This window comes from Pseudidiomarina woesei (genome assembly GCF_001418345.1).
Lineage (GTDB): Bacteria > Pseudomonadota > Gammaproteobacteria > Enterobacterales > Alteromonadaceae > Pseudidiomarina > Pseudidiomarina woesei.
The window spans coordinates 481,924-502,137 of the sequence record NZ_LIPW01000001.1 but is presented as its reverse complement, the minus strand read 5'-3'; the positions used below and the strand labels follow the sequence as shown (position 1 = coordinate 502,137).

The following is a 20,214-nucleotide window of genomic DNA, read 5'->3' as shown; positions in this document are numbered from 1 at the left end:
TATGGCGAAACCTCGTGATCATGACTTCGAATTTCTGACGCCACAGTCAGAGCTTATGTACCTTGATAGCGCAGCCACCTGCCAGGTGCCAACGCCTGTGCTAGAGGCGTATAGTCATTATTACCGTCACCAGCACGCTAACGTTCACCGCGCGAGCCATCGTTTAGGGCGCGCAGCAACCGCCGCGTTAGAAAACGCGCGCAATGTATTTGCTGAGTATGTGGGTGCTGATGCTGAAAATATCGCGTTAATCAGCTCAACCACAGCGGCGCTCAATGGTCTTGCCGAGCAGTTGCCAATTGACTGGCAACCTGGCGACGAAGTGCTATTAAGCTATGCGGAGCATCATGCCAATATTTTACCCTGGCAACGTTTAGCTAAGCGTTACAATTTGCATTTGCAGTTTATTTCAATTGATCAGCACAGCGGCAAACTTGGCGACTGGCGCACATTACTTAATGCACGTACCAAGGTCGTCAGCATAACTGCGGCAAGCAACGTCACTGGAGCAGTGTTTGATATTCAACCCTTGTTAGCAGCTGCCAAGGCGCAAGGAGCGATAACCGTTGTTGATGCGGCCCAAGCCGCAGCGCACGTGCCTATCAATGTGAATGAGTTACACTGCGATGCATTGGTGTTTAGTATGCACAAAGTTTATGGTGTGACTGGCTGCGCGCCATTGTATTTGCACCCTGAATTATGGCCACGAATGCAACCATTTCTAGTGGGTGGCGGTATTGTTCAGGAAGTTTCGCCGCGCCGCGCTCAGTGGGTACCGAGCATTCATAAATTTGAAGCCGGTAGCCCAAATACGGCTGCAGCAGTAGCCGGTGCAACTGCCATTGATTGGCTAACCAAGCAGCAACCACACCAACACTTGGCTCAATTACGCGCGCAATTTGTAGAGCAATTGTCGCAGCGGCCGTGGCTAACTCTGTTGCCGGCGGGTGAGCACACCACGCCGACCGTGGCTTTTTATAGCCTAGAGTGGCAGGCGTTTGATATTGCAATCTGGCTTGATCAACATGACATTGCGGTGCGCGCTGGGCATCACTGTGCACAACTATTATTGCAACAATGGCAGCTACCGGCGGTCGTCAGAGTGTCATTTGGCGCGTATAATAGCGCCGCAGATATTTCTCGTTTCTTTTCTACATTGGATGCTGGCTGGGATATTTTTTCAGCCTTGGAGTAGCAGACGTGCAACAAGCCAATCATTGGTGGACCGAATCGGTGAAGCTAGCGCGGCTTACCGGGCCGATATTAATCGCGCAACTTACGCAAATGCTTATGAGCGTTGTCGATACGCTAATGGCAGGGCGAGTTAGTGCCACTGATTTGGCTGCAGTTTCGGTGGGGGGCAGTATTTGGGTGCCTTCAACGCTAATTATTATGGGTTTGGCACTTGCACTCGCACCGATTATTTCGCATTTTGATGGCGCCGGTAAGCACCACAAAATTAGTAATATGGTGCAACAAGGCTTATATGCCGCGTTAGCAGCAGGATTATTGTGCTTTGCGGTCATACTATGTGCGCCGCTCATCTTGAATGCTATGACGGTAGAAGCCGAGTTTCGCCAAATTACCCTCGATTATTTGTTTTATATTAGCTTTGGTATACCTGCTTTAGTGCTCTACATGGTACTGCGTAACTTCTGTGAAGGGCTATCACATACCGTTCCGTCGTTGGTGATTGGTATTTTAGGGTTAATTGTTAACATACCTGTGAACTACATTTTTATCTATGGCGAGTTTGGAATGCCAGCTCTAGGTGGGGCAGGCTGTGGCTTGGCCACCGCAATTGTATTGTGGGTTATGGCACTAGGTATGCTGGTCTATTCTATTGTTGCCAAGCGCTTTAAGAAAATGCGTGTGTTTGGTCAGTTTCATGCACCCAACTGGGACGACATTTGGTATATCGTACGTATTGGTTTTCCTATTGCCACGTCAATGTTTTTTGAGGTGAGCTTGTTCGCTGCAGCCGCTTTAGTTATTGCACCACTGGGGGCTACGGTAGTTGCTAGCCATCAAATTGCATTAAATATTTCGTCGCTGGTTTACATGGTTCCGTTAAGTTTATCGATGGCAGTTACATTGCGTGTTGGTTTTGCGCTTGGGGCGGGCAACCCAGCGAATGCGATGTTAAGCCATAAGCTTGCAACTTTATACGGTACAACGTTTGCGGCAATTAACGGCTTGATTATGTATTTAGCGGGCGCCTGGTTGGCGGGCATTTATACCGAAGACCAAGCTGTTATTCAGTTAGCTGCAACCTTGATGGGCCTCGCTGCCATTTTTACTATTTCCGATACCTTTCAAGCCATTGCTATTGGTACCTTGCGCGGTTACAAAGACACCAAGGTGGTTATGTTTATTACGTTCTTGTCGTACTGGCCGTTTGGTTTAACCTTAGGTATTTTGCTGTCACTAACCGACTGGATAGTGCCGGCGATTGGTGCCGCCGGCATGTGGATTGGTTTTATCTCGGGCTTGAGCGTGGCGGCGGTGTTGCTCACTTGGCGCTTGCGCGTCGTTAGCCGCCGTTATGACGCTGAGCAAGCACAGCTAGCACATCGTTAAGTGAACAGTCGCGTGCTGCTAGCACCACCAACAAGTGGTAGAGCAAGTCGGCACTTTCGTTAAGTAGCTCGTTGTCGTCGCCGGCTACGGCGGCGAGGGCCACTTCTACACCTTCTTCGCCAACCTTTTGCGCTGCACGTTTAATGCCTTGAGCAAATAAGCTTGCGGTATAGCTGGAGTCTACCGGCGCCCCTTTGCGTGATTCAATAATGTCATTGAGCTTTTGCAACATGGGCACGGCTTGATCGTCAGTAAAGCAGCTACGCGTGCCGAGGTGGCACGTTGGGCCATTGGGTAGGGCAAGTACCAGCAGGCTGTCACGATCGCAGTCTGTGTGCACGCTAATGAGTTCAAGAGTATGACCAGAGCTTTCGCCTTTGCACCAAAGTCGTTGTTTGCTGCGACTAAAAAACGTCACGTTGTTGCTGTTAAACGTCTGTGCTAAGGCTTCGTCATTCATAAACCCTTGCATAAGAATTTCGCCGCTATACGCGTGTTGTACAATAGCGGGTAACATGCCATCGGTTTTGGCGAAATCAAGCTGATCAATTTGGTTTGCAGTAATACGCATGATGAGTCCTTATGTCACACTGGGGTGTCACGCCGGGCGAACGGCGATACCTGCGTCAATTAATGATTGTTTAAGCGTTGGTATTGCAATGATACCCTTGTGAAACACCGATGCCGCTAGTGCACCATCAACCTTGGCCAAGGTAAATACATCGTGAAAATGCTCAATGCTACCCGCACCACCAGAAGCAATTAACGGCACCGGACAGTCGTTGCGCAGAGCGCAGAGCTGCTCAATGTCGTATCCTTTGCGTACTCCGTCTTGGTTCATACAGTTTAATACAATTTCGCCGGCGCCTCGTGCCACCACTTCGCGCAGCCAATCACGGGTTTGCCATGTGGTTTTTTGGGTACGGCTTTCGTCACCAGTAAATTGGTATACATCGTAGGTATTGGTTTCGCTATTGTAGAAGCTATCAATACCGATGACGATACACTGCTGTCCAAATTCTTCGACCAGAGTGTTGATAAGCTCTGGATTGCGCAGGGCAGGCGAATTGATCGATATTTTGTCGGCGCCCATGGCTAATATTTCCTGCGCTTGGGTTATCGAGCTAATTCCCCCAGCCACGGTAAACGGAATATCGATAACCCGTGCAATGCGCTCAACCCATGATTTATCGACTACACGCGCGTCGGCCGACGCGGTAATGTCATAAAACACCAGCTCATCAGCGCCGGCCTGCGCATATTGCTCGGCTAGTGGTTCAATAGCGCCAATAACTTCGTGGTTGCGAAACTGTACCCCTTTAACCACTTCACCATTGCGCACGTCTAAGCATGGAATTATGCGTTTGGCCAGCATTCGAGTGCCTCCTCAAGGGTAAATTGTCCGATAAGTAGGGCTTTACCCAAAATAGCTGCATCACAACCAATGGCTTGCAGTAGCTCAAGGTCTGTTAAACCTGCCACGCCCCCGGAAGCCTGTACTTGTATTTGCGGGTAGTCGGTTTTCAACTGCCGATATAACGCAATATTGCAGCCGCTAAGCATGCCATCACGACTAATGTCTGTGCACAGTACGTGACGCAAGCCATAAGGTAAGTACGCGTCAATAACTTGGTTAAGCGTAAGCTCAGAGGTTTCTTGCCAGCCATGCGTTGCAACATAGGCAACACCGTTGGCGTCAATGTTGACGTCAAGAGCCAAAACAATAGCGTCGGGGCCATAAGTTTCAAGCCATTGTTGTACCAAACGCGGCTCACGCACTGCAACCGAGCCAACCACGACTCGTTGAACGCCAGCGTTAAATAGCCCTTCAAGGTCGGCTTGGCTGCGAATACCTCCACCAACTTGCACGTTCATGGTAGTGGCTGAGGTAATATCTTTAAGTAGTTTTAGTTGGCGTTTGGCAGGGTCACGCGCACCATCTAGATCAACCAAATGCAGCCATTGTGCGCCGGCTTGTTGGTAGTCAGCAACAATGGGCAGCGGATTGCTGGCAAAGGTTGTTTGCCGCGTAAAGTCGCCTTGCTGCAGGCGAACCACTTCGCCATTAATTAAATCAAGCGCGGGTATTAACATCGGTTAACTCCAAGAAATTTTTTAACAGTTGTGCACCGGCTGCGCCTGAGCGTTCCGGGTGAAATTGCGCACCAAAGAAATTGTTGTGGCGAATCATTGCGGCAAAAGTTTGCCCGTAGTCGCAGGTGGCAATGGTTGCGTTATCGGGGGCAACCGCGTAGCTATGCACAAAATAAAACCAAGCTTGCTGGGGCGAAATATTGGCCAACAACGGGTTGCTATCACGAGCTTCCACGGTATTCCAACCCATATGCGGCAAGGGTAATTCTTGCGCTTGCATGCGTAGCGTACGCGCTGGAATAACACCCAAGCAATCGACATTGCCCTCGGCTGACCAGTTGGTGAGCAACTGCATTCCTAAGCAAATACCCAATACGGGTTGTTCAAGCTGCTTGAGTACCTCAACTAATTCAAGCTGCTGCAGGTTGCGCATAGCCGCTTGTGCGGTACCCACGCCGGGTAAAATAACTTTGTCAGCACTGCGAATGCGCTCGGCGTTTGCGGTTACTTCAGGCATTACGCCGAGGCGTTCAAACGCAAAGCGCACCGAGCTTAAGTTTGCGCAGGCGGTATCTACAATCACTAAGTTGCTGTTTACGGTCATGCCAGCATTCCCTTACTTGACGGTAGGGCATTGTCCCCCGAACGAGCTACGGCTTGGCGCAGCGCTCGGCCAAATACTTTGAACAAGCTCTCCACTTGGTGGTGTGCATTGCCTTCGGTGGTACTCACGTGCAGCGACACGGCCAACGCGTCGCTGAGTGAGCGGAAAAAGTGTCCAACCATTTCGGTAGAAAGCTCGCCAACTTTGTCGCGACTAAAGGGTGCCGAAAACTGCAAATACGGCCGTCCTGACAAGTCAATTAAGCACTCAGCACGGCATTCGTCCATAGGTAGCGCAAAGCCAAAGCGGCCAATGCCACGTTTTTCGCCAAGCGCTTGGCGCAGCGCTTGGCCAAGTGCCAAGGCTGTGTCTTCTACCGTGTGGTGTTCATCAATGTGCAAGTCGCCGCTGACATTAATTTGCAGTGAAATGCCGGCATGGGTCGCAATTTGCTCCAGCATGTGGTCGAAAAAGCCAATACCGGTATTCATACTGATTGGTGCGGTTGCGTCTAGATCAACTTTAATCTCGATATCGGTTTCACGGGTGGTGCGGCGCACTTGCGCTTGACGCGGCTGTTTTAGTAACAGGTGCGCAATTTGCTGCCAAGTTAAGTTGGCGCGGTCGTAACGCAGGCCGCGAATGCCCATGTTTTCGGCCAACTGCATGTCGGTTTTACGATCACCAATCACATAGGAATTGGCGAAGTCGACTTTGCCTTGCACCAAGTAATCACGGACTAAGCCGAGCTTAGGTTTGCGGCAAGTACAGTTATCGGCATCAAAGTGTGGGCAAATCAATACGTCATCAAAGCGAATGCCTTGTGAGTTAAATACGGCCATCATTAGGTTGTGAGGCGCGTCAAAGTCTGCTTGCGGGAAGCTGTCGGTGCCCAAGCCGTCTTGGTTCGACACCATCACCAAGCGATAACCTTGGTTTTGCAGCGCCAACAAGGTAGGAATAACGTCGGGTTCAAACACTAACTTGCTAATGCTGTCGAGTTGCTTGTCAATTGGCGGCTCTTCCACAAGTGTGCCATCGCGGTCTATAAACAAAATTTTCTGTGCCGTGGCTGTACTCATGGCAATACCTCCATTAACTTCTGCATTTCGGTTGCGCTACCAATGCTGACACGAACCGTGTTATTTAACCCACGCTGGGCTGACTGATTACGAATAAGCACGCCGTTGGCAGCGCAGTTGCTGACCAGTTGGGTCGCATCGGGCACACTAATCAGGACAAAGTTGGTGACACTTGGCCACACTTTGAGCGCCCATGGCCTGCGGCTTACCCATTGGATAAAATCATCACGCAGCGCTTTGGTTTCGGCAACCAAAGCCTGCATGCGCGCAATATTTGTCGTGCTTAGTGCCGCCGTTGCCGCTTGTAAGCTGGGTTGAGGCATTGGGTAGGGTGCAATGACCTTGCGCAACACCTCAATGATATCTGTATTCGCCAGCGCAAAACCGCAACGAATCGCCGCTAAGCCAAATGCTTTGGATAGTGTGCGTAAGACCACCAATTGTGGATAATCGTTCAGCCATTGCGCGGCGCTGGCTTGGGTACTGTCGTCGACGAATTCTATGTAGGCTTCATCCACAATGACTAAAGCTCGCGAGCCGACAGCCTCAATAAATGCTTGCAACGCCTTGCGATCAACGCGATTACCGAGCGGGTTGGACGGTTGGCAAATAAATACTAATTTCACGCCATCTAGTGCCGCTAGCATAGCTTTGGTGTTTAGTTGCAAATCACCGTCGCCATCAGCAACTAGCGGCACATCGATAACTTTTGCACCTTGGGTTTGTGCACTTATTGCGTACATACCGTAAGTTGGGGTGGTGATCATAATGCCATCGCGGCCAGGTTCACAGAAGCTACGAATTAAGAGGTCAATGGCTTCGTCGCTACCGCGACAGCTGAGTACTTGCTCTATGGCCACACCGGCATAAGCTGCATAAGCGCCATTTAAACGGTCGCTTTGAAAGCTTGGGTAACGATTCAACATATCGCCTTGGGCATCAACACTTGGCGTATAAGGCGCTTCATTGGCATTCAGCCAAATTCCATCACCACTCATACTGCGGCGCGCCGAAGCATAGGGCGTTAACGCGGCTAGGTGCTGGCGCTGTAATTGTTCAGCAATGCTCATGAACCTTCCTCCAAGCGAATACTCACGGCGCGCGCGTGGGCGCGAAGGCCTTCAGTTTCGGCCAAGGTAATAATGGCGTCGGCAAGCTCGCTCAAGCCGGCTTTGCTGGCCTGTTGCGTGGTGAAGCGACGATAAAAATCGAGCAAACCTAAGCTGCTGTAATTGCGCGCAAAGCCATAGGTTGGCAGCACGTGATTGGTGCCCGTGGCGTAATCACCGCCAGACTCTGGCGTAAAGTGGCCAATAAATACCGAGCCGGCAAGGTTCACTTGATCAACCGCTTCGTCGGCTTTATCAAACTGCAACGACAAGTGTTCTGGCGCATAACGTTGACTAATGGCAAAGGCTTCGGCTAAGTCACGGGTTTGAATCAGCGCACTAGACGCCAAGGCTTGGCGAGCGGTTGCGGCGCGCGGCAAAATAGCCAGTTGCTGCTCAATCGCTTCGGCTGTTGCCTTAAGCAGTTTGGCACTTGGGCTCAATAAAATAACCTGCGAATCAACCCCGTGCTCGGCTTGCGAAAGCAAGTCGGCTGCAACAAAGCTTGGGTTAGCGCTGTCATCAGCAATCACGAGTAACTCCGATGGGCCTGCGGGCATATCGATAGCTGGGCCCCCTGGCAACTGCGCAACTTGTTGTTTCGCGGCTGTGACATAGCTATTGCCTGGACCATAAATTTTCGCAACCGGTGCAATAGACTCGGTGCCAAGCGCAAGCGCCGCAATAGCTTGCGCTCCACCGCAACGATACACTTCGGTAATGCCACACTTTTGTGCAACATACATCAGCGCTGGGCTTAGCTCGCCCTTTTGGTCCGGCGGGCTAACTAGCACGCGGCGCGGGTTATTGGCTATTTGAGCGGGCACACCTAACATCAGCGCGGTTGACGGTAACACCGCAGTGCCGCCTGGAATGTACAACCCAACCGCATCTAAAGGGGCAAAGCGTTGCGTACACACCACCCCGGGCGCCGTTTCTACAGTAATGTCCTTCGGTGTTTGGGCCTGGTGAAACGCTGCAATGGTGCTATAGGCTTTATCAATGGCCGCACGAACACTAGGTTCAAGTTTGGCTGCCTGTTCGGCGATTTCCTCGGCGCTATAACGTAACTTCCGCAGCGATTCGCAATCGAACTGTTGAGTGTATTGCAGCACTGCCGCATCACCATTTTGGGCAACGGCGTCAATAATGGCCGCAACTTGTTGCTGTAAGCTCGCTGACTGCGCTTGGGCAGGGCGTGCAAGCAACTGCTGTTGCTCAATCGAGCTTAATAAATTCCATTGCTTAATACGCACGGTTTACCCCATCATTTTTTCAATTGGCATCACCAGAATTGAACTACAACCAATCGCTTTTAACTGCTCCATGGTTTCCCAAAATAACTTTTCGGTACTGACAACGTGCACTGCGACAAGCTCCTCAGTGTGGCTGAGCGGAAGTATAGTTGGGCGTTCAGCGCCTGGCAGCAGTTCAACCACTTGCTCAAGTTGACTCACTGGCGCGTGCAGCATGATGTATTTGCTTTCACGAGCCATTTGCACACCATCAATACGCGGCAGTAATTGGTCAATAATGGCTTGCTTTGCTGCACTTAACGGCTCAGGACGCTGAATCAGCTGCGCTTGCGAGCGGAATATCACTTCTTTTTCTACCAAACCATTTGCCTCTAACGTGGCGCCGGTAGATACCAGATCACAAACTGCGTCTGCAAGGCCAGCCCGCGGCGCTACTTCAACACTGCCGGTTAAAATGGCATTGCTCGCGCTGACACCTTGTTGTTTTAAGTAGTTTTGCAATAAATACGGGTAGGTGGTGGCTATGCGTTTACCTTCTAAGTCTTGCACACCGCGGTAACCTTCTTCTTTAGGCACGGCAATTGACAAGCGACATTGGCCAAAGTCAAGAGCACGAAGACGTTGTACGCTGCACGCCAGATTTAACGCTTGGCGTTCTAGGCGCACTTCTTCAAGAACATTTTCGCCCACCAAGCCTAAGTCAACCACGCCATCCATCACCAAGCCCGGAATATCATCATCACGCACACGCAATAAGTCGACCGGCTGATTAGAGCTGTGCGCCAATAACCGCGCTTCGTGCAAGCTAAACTTAAAACCACAAGCTTGTAGCAAGCTAATAGACTCTTTGCTTAAACGCCCTGATTTTTGAATGGCGATAGTTAAACGCTGTGAATTCTTATCAACAACCATAATTTTTTCCCTTAATAAAAAACCCCGCGAAGGGAGCGCCTTGCGGGGTTCAATGAATTTTTAGTGAAGGCAGCCCCAAAACAATTGGTTAGCCTTCAGTACACACTGGGCTAACGTGTTCGATTGTGATGATGGTGATGCCAAGCTGTGTACATGAATTCTCCTAAATGCAAGAGCGATATTAGCTGTTAGATATTAGATATTGGTGCGCTGATATCGGCTTATGCGTTAAATGTTGATAAGAATTGTATAGATTTGAGGTCTTCTTTCAAGTGTTATTTTATATTGCTTACGATATTCCTGTATGCAACTTGTATAACTTTGTCTGTGCATCCAAAATAGCCTTTGCTTTTAATATCCAATATCTAATATCTAATATCGCTCTCGCTTTTAATATCCAATAGCTAATATCGCTCTCGCCCTTCAATATGATAAAGTTCGTGAATCATTTAGAGCAAACAGCATTCATGTCAAAAGTCACCTCACAATTTCAAGCCGATGGCGTGCTGGCGCGCACACTGACTGGCTTCCGTGCGCGGCCGTCGCAAACCACCATGGCCGAAGCGGTAGAGCGCGCGCTGGCGCAAAAGTCACAGCTGGTGGTTGAGGCTGAAACCGGTACGGGGAAGACCTTCGCGTACTTAGTGCCAGTGCTGTTAAGTGGTGGTAAGGCCATTGTTTCGACCGGTACCAAAGCTTTACAAGAGCAGTTATTTCATCGGGACTTACCGGCCCTACGCGACGCGTTGGCGCCGCGGAAAATGGTCGCCTTGTTAAAAGGGCGGGCCAATTATTTGTGTCTTCATCGTATGAATCAGGCGGTGGCGCATAGTGGTGAGTTAAGCAAAGAGCAGCAAAGTCAGTTAGTCGAAGTGAGAAAATGGGCGCAGCGAACCGATGATGGCGATGTAGGCGCACTGAATATTTTGCAAGAAGATGCTGCTATTTTGCCGCAAGTGACAAGTACCGTCGATAATTGTTTGGGCCGTGATTGCCCAGACTACGATGCGTGTTATTTGGTGAAGGCGCGCAAAAAAGCGATGGATGCCGATTTGGTGGTGGTAAATCATCATTTGTTTTTTGCCGACATGGCATTGAAAGATGTTGGCTTTGGTGAGCTGGTGCCGCAAGCCGATGCGGTGATTTTTGACGAAGCGCACCAACTGCCCGATATAGCTAGCCAATATTTTGGCGAAGCAGTTTCAAGTCGTCAGCTGCAAGAGCTGGCGCATGAACTTAAGGTGTTATACCTGACTGAGTTGAAAGACTTGCGCCAACTTGATAAGGCCGCAGACAAGTTGCTGGGCAGCCTAAAAGATTGGCGCCTAGTATTTCCCACCGACCCAATGCGCGGCAACTGGCGTGATTTCTCCAAACAGCCAGCTGTGCAGTTGGCGGCCAACGTGGTGGCGGAACATTTAGAGTTTCTGCGCGAGGTGTGTAAAAGCGCGCTCGGGCGCCATCAAGATCTGGACAATGCCTATGAGCGGTGCGTGCAATTTTTGCACAAATGGCAACAGCTTCAAGATGTTAGCCGCACTGGTTTCAGCTTTTGGTTTGAAACCACTGTACGCCAAGTCACGCTACACCAAACGCCGCTGAGCGTTGCCGATAAATTCGGCGGCTATTTACAGCGCAGCGACATGGCTTGGGTGTTTACCTCGGCTACGTTAGCGGTGGGAGAAGACTTTAGTCATTTTACTGAGCAGTTAGGTATAGAGCAGGCTGAAAGCTTGTGTCTGCCCAGCCCATTTAATTTTAACGAGCAAGCATTGTTGTGTTTGCCTCGTTATTTGCCGCAACCGCACGAGCGTGAAATGCCCTCAGCGCTGCTTGAAGTGGTGTGTGAAGTGCTAGAGCACAATGAAACCGGCGGTACCTTTGTGTTGTTTACAAGCCACCGCATGCTGCAGATGATCGCCAAGTTATTGGTGACTCGCACCGATCGCCCGTTATTGGTGCAGGGCAGTACCAGCAAACGTGATTTGCTTGACCAGTTTATTGCTGCTGGCAACGGCATTTTGTTAGGCACCTCTTCGTTTTGGGAAGGGGTAGACGTGCGAGGTGACGCATTGCGCTGCGTTATTATTGATAAACTACCGTTTGCCAGCCCTGATGATCCGTTATTACAGGCGCGCGTGGAAGACTGCCGACTACGTGGCATCGACCCTTTTGCTCAGGTACAATTGCCACAAGCGGTTATTGCATTAAAGCAAGGGGCAGGCCGGCTTATACGTGATGCCGACGATCGCGGCGTATTAATTGTGTGCGATCAACGCTTAGTTACTAAGCCTTATGGTGGTATTTTTCTTACCAGTTTACCGGCCATGCGACGCACACGCAGTTTAGACGTTGCCCTTGAATTTCTTGATAGTTTAGAACGTACACAGGAGCCTACAGAGTGAAATTAGCGGCTGTTTTAGCCATTGATACGTCAACTGAGCAATGCTCGGTCGCCTTGAAAGTTGGTGAGCGTACAGTTACGCGTGCTGCCATAACGCCGCGCGAACATTCACAACGCATTTTAGGTTTCGTACAAGAAGTGCTTGCCGAGCAACAAATTAGCTTAACTGATATTGACGCTCTGGTAGTCGGGCATGGCCCAGGTAGCTTTACTGGGGTGCGTATTGGCGTTTCGGTGGCACAAGGGTTAGCGTTTAGCCATGACATTCCTGTGATTGCCGTGAGTACTTTGGCGGCGCTAGCGCAACAAGCAATTCGTTTGCACAATGCCGAAACCGTGGTGAGCGCCATTGATGCCCGCATGCGGGAAATATATGTCGCGCCATTTACTAACCATAATGGTTTTGCACAAGCACTTGGCGAGCCGCACATGGCGCCGCTTGAAGATATTACTCAGCAGCCATGGTGGCCTGCGTTAACGGGGGCTGTTGTTGGTGCCGGTACAGGTTGGCAAGCTTATGGCGATGCGCTTAATCCAAACAACACTGTTGATGTGCTTGATAATGTTACCTTACCGCTGGCCGAAGACATGTTGGAGTGGGCATTGGCTCATGGCGAGCCTGTTGCAGCAGAAAAATTAGAGCCGTTGTACGTGCGCAATGAAGTTGCTTGGAAGAAACTTCCCGGGCGCTAAGTTCGGGCAGAAAGTGAGGGCGTTCATCACGATTTATGGTTGTTCGGTGGGAACTTACTAGGTAAGTTGGCGATCTAAAGTCTATATTTTCAACATGACCTTCGTGGTAGTGGTCTTAAGAGGTAGTGGTTATGAAAGCATGGATAAAACACTCAGCAATTGTTGTCGCGGCGCTTTCTTTAGCGGCGTGTTCAGCAGTGCCCGATAGATTGCAAGTGGCTAATGAAGACGCTCTAGTTGCCTACGAGACGGTACTTGAAGCACCGAACGCCAACAACGGTGAAATGGCACGTTGGGGCGGTGTTATCGCTGAAGTAAGAAACTCAGATGCAGGTACCGTTATTGAGGTGGTTAATTTTCCACTAAATTCGTGGGGGCGCCCAGTACCTGGCGAGCAAAGTTCTGGCAGATTTCGTGCCACTTTAAATGGCTTTGTTGACCCCATGGTATACACCCAAGGTAGCGAAGTGACCTTTACCGGCACCGTGGCTGGCGTAGAAAAGGGAACCATTGGCGAATATAACTATTTATTTCCATTGCTAAATGTTTCAGCCAAGTACCTATGGCCTGAGCGCAAAGAAAAAGCGCAAATGGAAGTGAACTATGATGCTTTATGGTATCGCCATTATTATTACACTCGGCCATTTTACCCAAGGCCTGTGTATATTCCCGGCCCGGTAATGAAAGATCAGCCGAAACAAGGCGATAACTAAAAATAACCGATAATAACCAAAGTCAAATTAGCATGTTAGACAATACATTGTTATTCCAACAGGCTCGGCAATGTGCCGAGCCTGTTGCTTTTCAATTGCCTTGGGGTGTTATACGCGGGCTAGCTTGGGGGAACCCCGAGGGTGAGCCATTGTTGGCATTACATGGGTGGCTGGATAATGCACACAGTTTTGTGCCAGTGGCTGATGCTTTTTTAAAGAGCGAGCTAGCGCAGCGTTATCGGCTGATCGCAATCGATTGGGCCGGCCATGGACATAGTGACCATCGTCCGGTTGGTAACTATTATCCGTTTATGGATTACGTTTATGACCTGTGGTATCTGTGCCAGCAGCAACAGTGGCCGCAGGTAACTATTGTGGCGCATTCTATGGGAGCTTATGTGGCCAACATGTTTGCCGGAATAGAGCCGCAACGTGTCAAGCACCTGCTGGCAATTGAAGCATTTGGGCTGTTAGCGTCAACAGCTGCAGAAACCACCGAGGATTTGCGGCAAGGCTTTCAAAGTCGCTGGCAGCAGCAAGATAAAAAACGCCCACATTATCGTGATTTGAATACTGCCATTGCAGCGCGTACGCACGCCGGCGATTTTTCGCGAGAATTAGCGGCGTTATTGGTCGCCCGCGGCATTGAGCAACTCGGAGAGTATGACTTTCGCTTTCGCGCAGACGGGCAACTACGCTTAAAGTCACCGGTGCGGTTAACGGCAGAGCAAATAGCCGATGTGCTAAGCCATATTACCTGCTCGTTTGATGTGGTGCTCGGAACTGCTGGACATGAACGTTTAAAGCAAGCAATAAAAGCCTGGCAGCCATACGTAAAGCAGTTAAAAGTGCATGAGATAGAAGGCGGTCACCATGTACACATGGAACAGCCAACTGCGATTATTGGGCTATTATCACAGATAACTCGCTCACACAACGGCTAGGCAACACTGGTCGGATATGCGATGATTACGCGTTACAAAAATTAAAATATTTAAATTTATTTGTTCAGGAGCATGAAGCGCGTGGATAAAATTTGGCTACAACGTTATCCAGCTGGCGTACCGGAAACGATTGATCCGGACCACTTTAATTCGCTGGTCGATATTTTCGAACAGAGCATCGAAAAATATGGCGACAAAATCGCCTACGTCAACATGGATACCGAGCTATCCTTCAATGAATTAGACGTATTGTCACGCCAATTTGCGGCATATTTACAACAGCAAGGCCTTAAAAAAGGCGATGCCTTGGCCATTATGATGCCAAACTTGCTGCAGTACCCCATTGCCTTGTTTGGTGCATTGCGCGCTGGCTTAGTGGTGGTGAATGTCAACCCACTGTATACGGCACGCGAACTAAAGCATCAATTGTCGGACGCGAACGCCAAAACCATTGTAATTTTGGATAACTTCGCTGACACCTTGCAAAAGGTTGAAGCTGATGTACCTGTTAAAAAAGTTATTTTAACGGCCATAGGTGACATGCTGCCGGCGCCGAAGCGCTGGATTGTGAACGCGGTTGTTAAGTACGTGAAGAAAATGGTGCCGAGCTACAAGCTCAACAACACCGAAACCTTCCGTGCAGCGCTCAGCCAAGGTGCTAAAGCAGAATACCAACGCCCGCAAATGAACGGCGACGACTTGGCGTTTTTGCAGTACACCGGCGGTACCACAGGGCTGGCAAAAGGCGCAATGCTGTCACACCGTAACATGGTTGCTAATTTAGAAATGGTATCTGCCATTGTTGCACCACTTGTTGATGACGGTGAAGAAACTATTGTTACCGCGCTGCCGCTGTACCATATTTTTGCTTTAACGGCGAACTGCTTAACCTTCATGAAGCACGGTGGGCGTAATATTTTAATTACCAACCCGCGTGACATGAAAGCCTTCGTGAAAGAGCTGGGTAAGTATCCGTTCTCGATGATTTCTGGCGTAAATACCTTGTTCAACGGCTTGTTACACGCCGAAGGCTTCAAAGATTTAGACTTTTCGCATCTTAAAATTGCTTTGGGCGGCGGTATGGCTGTGCAGCGTTCCGTTGCAGAGCACTGGGAGCGAGTTACTAAATCACGATTATTGGAAGGTTACGGCCTAACCGAATGCTCACCGGTTGTTACTGTAAACCCAACCGACATTGAGCATTATAACGGCACTATTGGTATTCCTTTGCCATCAACCGAAGTGCGGATTGTTGACGTTGACTCGGGTGAAGTATTGCCACAAGGCGAAGCGGGCGAACTTCAAGTGCGCGGCCCTCAAGTCATGGTGGGTTACTTGAACCGTCCGGATGAAACTGAAAAAGTCATGCGCGACGGCGATTGGTTCGCAACCGGTGATATTGGCGTGATGGACGAGCAGGGCTTCTTCAAAATTGTCGATCGTAAGAAAGACATGATTTTGGTGTCGGGCTTTAATGTGTATCCGAACGAAATTGAAGACGTGATTGTTGATCACCCCAAAGTACTTGAAGCCGCAGCTATTGGTGTTCCACATGACAGCTCGGGCGAAGCCGTGAAAGTTTTTGTGGTGCGCAAAGACCAGTCATTAACTGAAAAAGAGTTGATTACCTTTGCGCGTGAGAACATGACCGGCTACAAAGTACCTAAGTTTGTTGAGTTTCGCGACGAGTTGCCGAAAAGCAATGTCGGTAAAATACTTCGCCGCGAGCTGCGTGACGAAGAAGAGGCGAAGTCGAACTAACACATGTTGCCCTATCAGGTTATAACCTCTAATGCTGAGCTGCTGGCTTTTTGCGAGCACGCTCGGCACGTTCCTTATCTTGCATTAGATACCGAGTTTGTTCGCAACCGCACTTACTATGCACGCTTAGGCTTAGTGCAAGTGCGCGCGGCCGATCAATTGGTGTTGATTGATCCTGTTGTTGGGCTTGATCTCGAGCCGTTTTGGGAGCTTTTGAAAGACCCAAACGTGCACATTGTCATTCATGCTGGCGGCGAAGATTACGAGATATTAGCCCAGCACATGGGCCAAATTCCCACGCATATTTTTGATACCCAAATTGGCGCAGCATTTGCCGGGCATGGCGAAGCGTTGGGCTATGCGGCATTGGTGAAGCACTATACCGACATTGAGGTGGACAAATCACAGTCACGAACCGACTGGATGCAACGGCCTTTAGCGCCTGAACAGTTGGATTATGCCGCCGCTGATGTGTTTTACCTACATGATATTTACCCCCGTTTACGCTCCGAGCTTTCGGCTGAAAAGCTTGAATTGGTTGAAGCGGAAAGTGCACTGCAAGTGGCTAAACGTGGTGAACAAACGCCGACAAAGTGGCTCTATTTGTTCTTTGGCAATGCCTGGCAGTGTAATCGTCAACAATTAGCTGTATTGCGTGAGCTGATGGGCTGGCGCTTAGATCGGGCGAAAAAATCAGATATTCCACTGGGCTTTGTCGCGAAAGATCACACCTTGCTTGAGCTAGCTCGGCGCATGCCTGAAACCACGGGGCAATTGCGAGGGATTACCGACTTGTCGCCCATGACCATTCGCTATGCTGGCGATGATTTATTAGCGGCGATTCGCCAAGGTAAAGCCGCAACCGAATTGCCAGCTCAGCTGGAACGGTTAACGGATATGCGAGGCTACAAACCAGTTTTTAATGCCATTAAGCAGCAAATTACCGCATTAGCCAAAGAACTTGGTATTGAGCCAGGTATGGTTGCTTCGCGTCGGCAAATTAATGATGTGATTCATTGGCAGTGGCAAGTACCAAACGAAGCCAAGTCTGACCTGTCACCACCGGACTTGTACGTGGGCTGGCGGGGCGCTAAGCTTAGTACTCACTTGGAAGCCATTTTTAAACGGGATCGTTAAGCATGTTGTGTGCGATTTACCGCAGTCCGAAGCGGGCTGATACCTATTTGTACCTGCCGCATCCGGCTGACTTTACAAAAATTCCTGAACCTTTGCAGAAAAGCTTTGGTCAACCTATACATGTAATGACCATGGCGCTTAAAGATGAGCGCAAACTGGCTCGTATGAGTGTTGCTGAGCTAAAGCAACATCTCGAAGAGCCTGGTTATTACTTACAAATGCCACCAAAGCAAGAAAGCTTATTGGATGCTCACAAAAAGCAACAACAGGAGTCTGCACGCTGATGCAAGTTACCATGCCAATTTTTCGATTATTTGCCCTTGGGGTGATGAGTTTGTGGGCTTCGGCCACTGTGGCGCAAGAAGCCGACGCTAATGAGAAAAACGCGGAGGGTTTTGCGGCTTACGTTGAAATCATCAAACAAGAAGCGCTGGCGGATGGGTACAGCCAAGCAACTTTAGATAAAGCCTTTGCCAACGCGCGCTTTTATCAGCGTTCGGTAAAAGCCGACCGCAACCAACCGGAATTTAAGCTAACGCTCGATACCTATTTACCGCGTGCGGTGCCAGAGTGGAAAGCAAAAAAAGCAGTGGAAAAGCTTGAGGAACACCGCGAATTGCTAGAAAAAATTGGCAAAGAATTTGGCGTGCAACCGCGCTTTATTGTGGCGCTGTGGGGTATTGAAACCAATTTTGGTAGCTTTACCGGTGGCCAAGATGTTATATCAGCGCTAACGACCATGGCTTATGAAGGACGCCGCGAAGCATTTTTTAAGAAAGAGCTTTGGCACGCGTTAACTATTGTTGAAGAAGGCCACATTGATATTGAGCAGATGCGAGGCTCGTGGGCTGGCGCAATGGGCCAAACCCAATTTATGCCAAGCTCATTTATGCAATATGCCATTGATTACGACGGTGATGGTCGTAAAGATATTTGGGGCTCAATGGGCGATGTGTTTGCGTCAGCAGCCAATTATTTAAAATCTGTTGGTTGGCGAGATGACGTCACTTGGGGCCGCCAAGTGCAACTGCCGGAAGGCTTTGATACCAAGTTAGCCGGCTTGAAAACTAAGAAAACATTGGCGCAATGGCAAGCACTAGGCGTGCGCCGTTATGACGGCTCAGATTTACCGCAACGCGATGATCTGCAAGCCTCGGTGGTTATTCCTGATGATAACAAAGGCCGTGTTTATTTGGCTTACGACAATTACGACGCGTTAATGCGTTGGAACCGCTCGCATTATTTTGTGGCCGCGGTCGGGTATTTATCTGATCGAATTCGCTTTCCACGATGAGCCTGCCGAACCCTTCTAAAATAGTCTGTGTGGGCCGCAATTATGCGGCCCATGCAGAAGAATTAAATAATCCATTACCGACACGGCCGTTGTTATTTATGAAGCCACCCTCGGCGATTAGCTATTTGCCTGACGTGGTTATTCCAAGCGATCAAGGCGAGTGCCAACATGAAATTGAATTGGCCGTTTATATTGGTCAACCGTTACGTAAAGCGACAACGGAGCAAGCGCAGCAGGCGATTGCTGGGTACGGCGTGGCGCTTGATTTAACCTTGCGCCAAGTGCAAAGCGAGTTAAAAGCTGCAGGGCAGCCGTGGGAACGCGCTAAAGCCTTCGATGGCTCGTGCGTTTTGGGGCCAATGGTGTCGCTTAACGAATTAGAAAATGGCGGTGATTTTACCATTCAACTTGAAGTCAACGACCAGACTCGGCAAGTGGGTCACAGCCACCAGATGATTTTTGCCATCGATGATCTGTTAGCCGATATCAGTCAGCAGTTTACCTTGCAGCCGGGCGATATCGTTTTAACCGGAACCCCAGCGGGTGTCGCATCATTGGCGCTAAACGATCAGCTGACGTTGCATTTAAGCCAAGGCGATAAGCACTGGCAGTGGCACGGCTCTGTGCGTTGCGAGGCCTAATGTTCTGGCAAGAAAAGACACTGGAGCAAATGACCCACGAAGAGTGGGAGTCATTGTGTGACGGTTGTGGCAAGTGCTGTTTGCACAAACTGATTGACGAAGACGATCAGCAAGAAGTCATTCACTATACCGACGTGAGTTGTCGGTTACTCAACACCAAAACTGGTTTTTGTTCCGATTATGCGAACCGCAAACGGCATGTGCCAGATTGTGTGGTGATTACCCCTGCGAATGTTTACGATCTTGATTACATGCCACCAAGCTGTGCTTATCGGCGCTTGGCCGAAGGGCGTGGTTTAGCCAGTTGGCACCCGTTATTGCACGATGGCGATCGTGGGCCCATGATGGCTGCTGGCATGAGTGCGGCGGGGTTGGTGGATAGCGAAGACCAAGTAACGGAAGATCTTGAATTAAGAATTGTTACTTGGCCTTTAAACGATAGTGATTGATTTGCGCGGTTACAGGCGGCGTAGCTTGAGTAGCCGTGCCAAAATAATGAGTACCGCGGCAATTGCGTAGGCTGCAAAAAGAATCTGCATCCAGCCCGGCATACTGATACCAACAAACTGCCAATCAATTTCACCACATTGTCCCGGCGCGGCGAAAAAACTTGGAATCCATTCGTGCAATGGCATCCAGCTTGGAAAGCCTGGGTACATGTCGCATACAAATAACCAATTATTCTCGGCATTTTGTATTTCTAAATGGCTAGTGGCAATACGCCAACCCCAAACTGCTGCAAGTAACCAGCCTACATAACCGACGAGACGGGCCCAAACAACCTGTGGCGCAACTAGCGGAACTAACGCCGCCAAGCCAATAGCAAGTACCGCCGTACGTTGTTCAATGCACTTTACGCAGGGCTCAAGGCCCATTTGGTACTGAAAGAAAAGCGCTGCGGCTAACAGGCCAAAACACGAACCTGCCAGTAACGCCCAAGCACCGCGTTTGGCGGGCAGTTTAGCTAAAAAATTGAGCATGAATTCACCT

General features: G+C 49.7%; 21 protein-coding genes. 12 read left to right on the top strand and 9 right to left on the bottom strand.

From position 1 onward, the window contains the following. The first annotated feature begins 1 nt into the window (after position 1). On the top strand, positions 2 to 1,195 hold the full coding sequence (locus ASC40_RS02530; protein WP_055438196.1) for an aminotransferase class V-fold PLP-dependent enzyme: 1,194 nt from the start codon (positions 2 to 4) through the stop codon (positions 1,193 to 1,195). 5 nt (positions 1,196 to 1,200) lie between these two features. Next, complete coding sequence (locus ASC40_RS02525) at positions 1,201 to 2,580, top strand: MATE family efflux transporter (protein WP_055438195.1); 1,380 nt, start codon at positions 1,201 to 1,203, stop codon at positions 2,578 to 2,580. Here ASC40_RS02525 and hisIE read toward each other — a convergent pair. Genes hisIE through hisG form a run of 8 tightly spaced genes read right to left on the bottom strand, consistent with a single transcriptional unit; the run spans position 2,534 to position 9,637 of the window. Further along, on the bottom strand, positions 2,534 to 3,151 hold the full coding sequence (gene hisIE, locus ASC40_RS02520; RefSeq protein WP_055438194.1) for a bifunctional phosphoribosyl-AMP cyclohydrolase/phosphoribosyl-ATP diphosphatase HisIE: 618 nt from the start codon (positions 3,149 to 3,151) through the stop codon (positions 2,534 to 2,536). The two genes, ASC40_RS02525 and hisIE, sit on opposite strands and share 47 nt — an antisense overlap. A 27-nt stretch (positions 3,152 to 3,178) precedes the next feature. After that, complete coding sequence (gene hisF / locus ASC40_RS02515; protein ID WP_055438193.1) at positions 3,179 to 3,955, bottom strand: imidazole glycerol phosphate synthase subunit HisF; 777 nt, start codon at positions 3,953 to 3,955, stop codon at positions 3,179 to 3,181. Next, a complete protein-coding gene (gene hisA / locus ASC40_RS02510) occupies positions 3,937 to 4,674 on the bottom strand; it encodes a 1-(5-phosphoribosyl)-5-[(5-phosphoribosylamino)methylideneamino]imidazole-4-carboxamide isomerase (protein ID WP_055438192.1) in 738 nt (245 codons plus the stop codon). Before hisA ends, hisF begins: the two co-directional genes overlap by 19 nt. After that, a complete protein-coding gene (gene hisH / locus ASC40_RS02505; RefSeq protein ID WP_055438191.1) occupies positions 4,655 to 5,278 on the bottom strand; it encodes an imidazole glycerol phosphate synthase subunit HisH in 624 nt (207 codons plus the stop codon). The genes hisA and hisH overlap by 20 nt, the downstream gene beginning before the upstream one ends. Next, positions 5,275 to 6,360: a bifunctional histidinol-phosphatase/imidazoleglycerol-phosphate dehydratase HisB gene (hisB, locus tag ASC40_RS02500; RefSeq protein ID WP_055438190.1), complete on the bottom strand. Its 1,086-nt coding sequence runs from the start codon at positions 6,358 to 6,360 to the stop codon at positions 5,275 to 5,277. Before hisB ends, hisH begins: the two co-directional genes overlap by 4 nt. Further along, positions 6,357 to 7,430, bottom strand: coding sequence for a histidinol-phosphate transaminase (gene hisC, locus ASC40_RS02495; protein ID WP_055438189.1), 1,074 nt, complete (start codon positions 7,428 to 7,430; stop codon positions 6,357 to 6,359). Before hisC ends, hisB begins: the two co-directional genes overlap by 4 nt. Further along, entirely contained in the window at positions 7,427 to 8,719 is a 1,293-nt protein-coding gene (gene hisD, locus ASC40_RS02490) for a histidinol dehydrogenase (RefSeq protein WP_055438518.1), read from the bottom strand. The genes hisC and hisD overlap by 4 nt, the downstream gene beginning before the upstream one ends. A gap of 9 nt (positions 8,720 to 8,728) precedes the next feature. Beyond that, positions 8,729 to 9,637 (bottom strand): ATP phosphoribosyltransferase, encoded by a 909-nt coding sequence (gene hisG / locus ASC40_RS02485; protein WP_055438188.1) that lies wholly within the window; start codon positions 9,635 to 9,637, stop codon positions 8,729 to 8,731. A gap of 467 nt (positions 9,638 to 10,104) precedes the next feature. Here hisG and yoaA point away from each other — a divergent pair, with 467 nt between their 5' ends. The 10 genes from yoaA (at position 10,105) to ASC40_RS02435 (ending at position 19,673) form a co-directional block, all read left to right on the top strand. Then, entirely contained in the window at positions 10,105 to 12,042 is a 1,938-nt protein-coding gene (gene yoaA, locus ASC40_RS02480) for a DNA repair helicase YoaA (RefSeq protein WP_055438187.1), read from the top strand. Further along, complete coding sequence (gene tsaB, locus ASC40_RS02475; RefSeq protein WP_055438186.1) at positions 12,039 to 12,734, top strand: tRNA (adenosine(37)-N6)-threonylcarbamoyltransferase complex dimerization subunit type 1 TsaB; 696 nt, start codon at positions 12,039 to 12,041, stop codon at positions 12,732 to 12,734. Before yoaA ends, tsaB begins: the two co-directional genes overlap by 4 nt. 131 nt (positions 12,735 to 12,865) lie before the next feature. Beyond that, complete coding sequence (locus tag ASC40_RS02470; protein ID WP_055438185.1) at positions 12,866 to 13,447, top strand: Slp family lipoprotein; 582 nt, start codon at positions 12,866 to 12,868, stop codon at positions 13,445 to 13,447. 32 nt (positions 13,448 to 13,479) lie between these two features. Next, entirely contained in the window at positions 13,480 to 14,391 is a 912-nt protein-coding gene (locus ASC40_RS02465; RefSeq protein ID WP_055438184.1) for an alpha/beta fold hydrolase, read from the top strand. A gap of 81 nt (positions 14,392 to 14,472) precedes the next feature. Then, positions 14,473 to 16,152, top strand: a complete 1,680-nt coding sequence (fadD, locus tag ASC40_RS02460) for a long-chain-fatty-acid--CoA ligase FadD (protein ID WP_055438517.1) — start codon at positions 14,473 to 14,475, stop codon at positions 16,150 to 16,152. A 3-nt stretch (positions 16,153 to 16,155) separates the two neighbouring features. Further along, a complete protein-coding gene (gene rnd, locus ASC40_RS02455) occupies positions 16,156 to 17,289 on the top strand; it encodes a ribonuclease D (RefSeq protein ID WP_055438183.1) in 1,134 nt (377 codons plus the stop codon). Between the two features lie 2 nt (positions 17,290 to 17,291). After that, on the top strand, positions 17,292 to 17,573 hold the full coding sequence (locus tag ASC40_RS02450; RefSeq protein ID WP_055438182.1) for a YcgL domain-containing protein: 282 nt from the start codon (positions 17,292 to 17,294) through the stop codon (positions 17,571 to 17,573). Next, complete coding sequence (locus ASC40_RS02445; RefSeq protein WP_055438181.1) at positions 17,573 to 18,583, top strand: lytic murein transglycosylase; 1,011 nt, start codon at positions 17,573 to 17,575, stop codon at positions 18,581 to 18,583. The genes ASC40_RS02450 and ASC40_RS02445 overlap by 1 nt, the downstream gene beginning before the upstream one ends. Then, the gene (locus tag ASC40_RS02440) at positions 18,580 to 19,224 is read left to right on the top strand and encodes a fumarylacetoacetate hydrolase family protein (protein WP_055438180.1); all 645 of its coding nucleotides are present in this window, start codon (positions 18,580 to 18,582) and stop codon (positions 19,222 to 19,224) included. The genes ASC40_RS02445 and ASC40_RS02440 overlap by 4 nt, the downstream gene beginning before the upstream one ends. After that, positions 19,224 to 19,673 (top strand): YcgN family cysteine cluster protein, encoded by a 450-nt coding sequence (locus tag ASC40_RS02435; RefSeq protein ID WP_055438179.1) that lies wholly within the window; start codon positions 19,224 to 19,226, stop codon positions 19,671 to 19,673. Before ASC40_RS02440 ends, ASC40_RS02435 begins: the two co-directional genes overlap by 1 nt. A gap of 9 nt (positions 19,674 to 19,682) precedes the next feature. Here the strand turns inward: ASC40_RS02435 and dsbB are convergent, their stop codons facing one another. Next, a complete protein-coding gene (gene dsbB / locus ASC40_RS02430) occupies positions 19,683 to 20,204 on the bottom strand; it encodes a disulfide bond formation protein DsbB (RefSeq protein ID WP_055438178.1) in 522 nt (173 codons plus the stop codon). Positions 20,205 to 20,214: the final 10 nt, after the last annotated feature.

Coding starts and splice junctions, on each gene's coding strand:
- hisH (WP_055438191.1), bottom strand. CDS start 5,278: ATGACCGTAAACAGCAACTTAGTGATTGTAGATACCGCCTGCGCAAAC.
- ASC40_RS02530 (WP_055438196.1), top strand. CDS start 2: ATGGCGAAACCTCGTGATCATGACTTCGAATTTCTGACGCCACAGTCA.
- rnd (WP_055438183.1), top strand. CDS start 16,156: ATGTTGCCCTATCAGGTTATAACCTCTAATGCTGAGCTGCTGGCTTTT.
- ASC40_RS02440 (WP_055438180.1), top strand. CDS start 18,580: ATGAGCCTGCCGAACCCTTCTAAAATAGTCTGTGTGGGCCGCAATTAT.
- hisC (WP_055438189.1), bottom strand. CDS start 7,430: ATGAGCATTGCTGAACAATTACAGCGCCAGCACCTAGCCGCGTTAACG.
- ASC40_RS02450 (WP_055438182.1), top strand. CDS start 17,292: ATGTTGTGTGCGATTTACCGCAGTCCGAAGCGGGCTGATACCTATTTG.
- dsbB (WP_055438178.1), bottom strand. CDS start 20,204: ATGCTCAATTTTTTAGCTAAACTGCCCGCCAAACGCGGTGCTTGGGCG.
- hisB (WP_055438190.1), bottom strand. CDS start 6,360: ATGAGTACAGCCACGGCACAGAAAATTTTGTTTATAGACCGCGATGGC.
- ASC40_RS02465 (WP_055438184.1), top strand. CDS start 13,480: ATGTTAGACAATACATTGTTATTCCAACAGGCTCGGCAATGTGCCGAG.
- hisF (WP_055438193.1), bottom strand. CDS start 3,955: ATGCTGGCCAAACGCATAATTCCATGCTTAGACGTGCGCAATGGTGAA.
- hisIE (WP_055438194.1), bottom strand. CDS start 3,151: ATGCGTATTACTGCAAACCAAATTGATCAGCTTGATTTCGCCAAAACC.
- yoaA (WP_055438187.1), top strand. CDS start 10,105: ATGTCAAAAGTCACCTCACAATTTCAAGCCGATGGCGTGCTGGCGCGC.
- hisA (WP_055438192.1), bottom strand. CDS start 4,674: ATGTTAATACCCGCGCTTGATTTAATTAATGGCGAAGTGGTTCGCCTG.
- hisG (WP_055438188.1), bottom strand. CDS start 9,637: ATGGTTGTTGATAAGAATTCACAGCGTTTAACTATCGCCATTCAAAAA.
- ASC40_RS02435 (WP_055438179.1), top strand. CDS start 19,224: ATGTTCTGGCAAGAAAAGACACTGGAGCAAATGACCCACGAAGAGTGG.
- ASC40_RS02470 (WP_055438185.1), top strand. CDS start 12,866: ATGAAAGCATGGATAAAACACTCAGCAATTGTTGTCGCGGCGCTTTCT.
- ASC40_RS02445 (WP_055438181.1), top strand. CDS start 17,573: ATGCAAGTTACCATGCCAATTTTTCGATTATTTGCCCTTGGGGTGATG.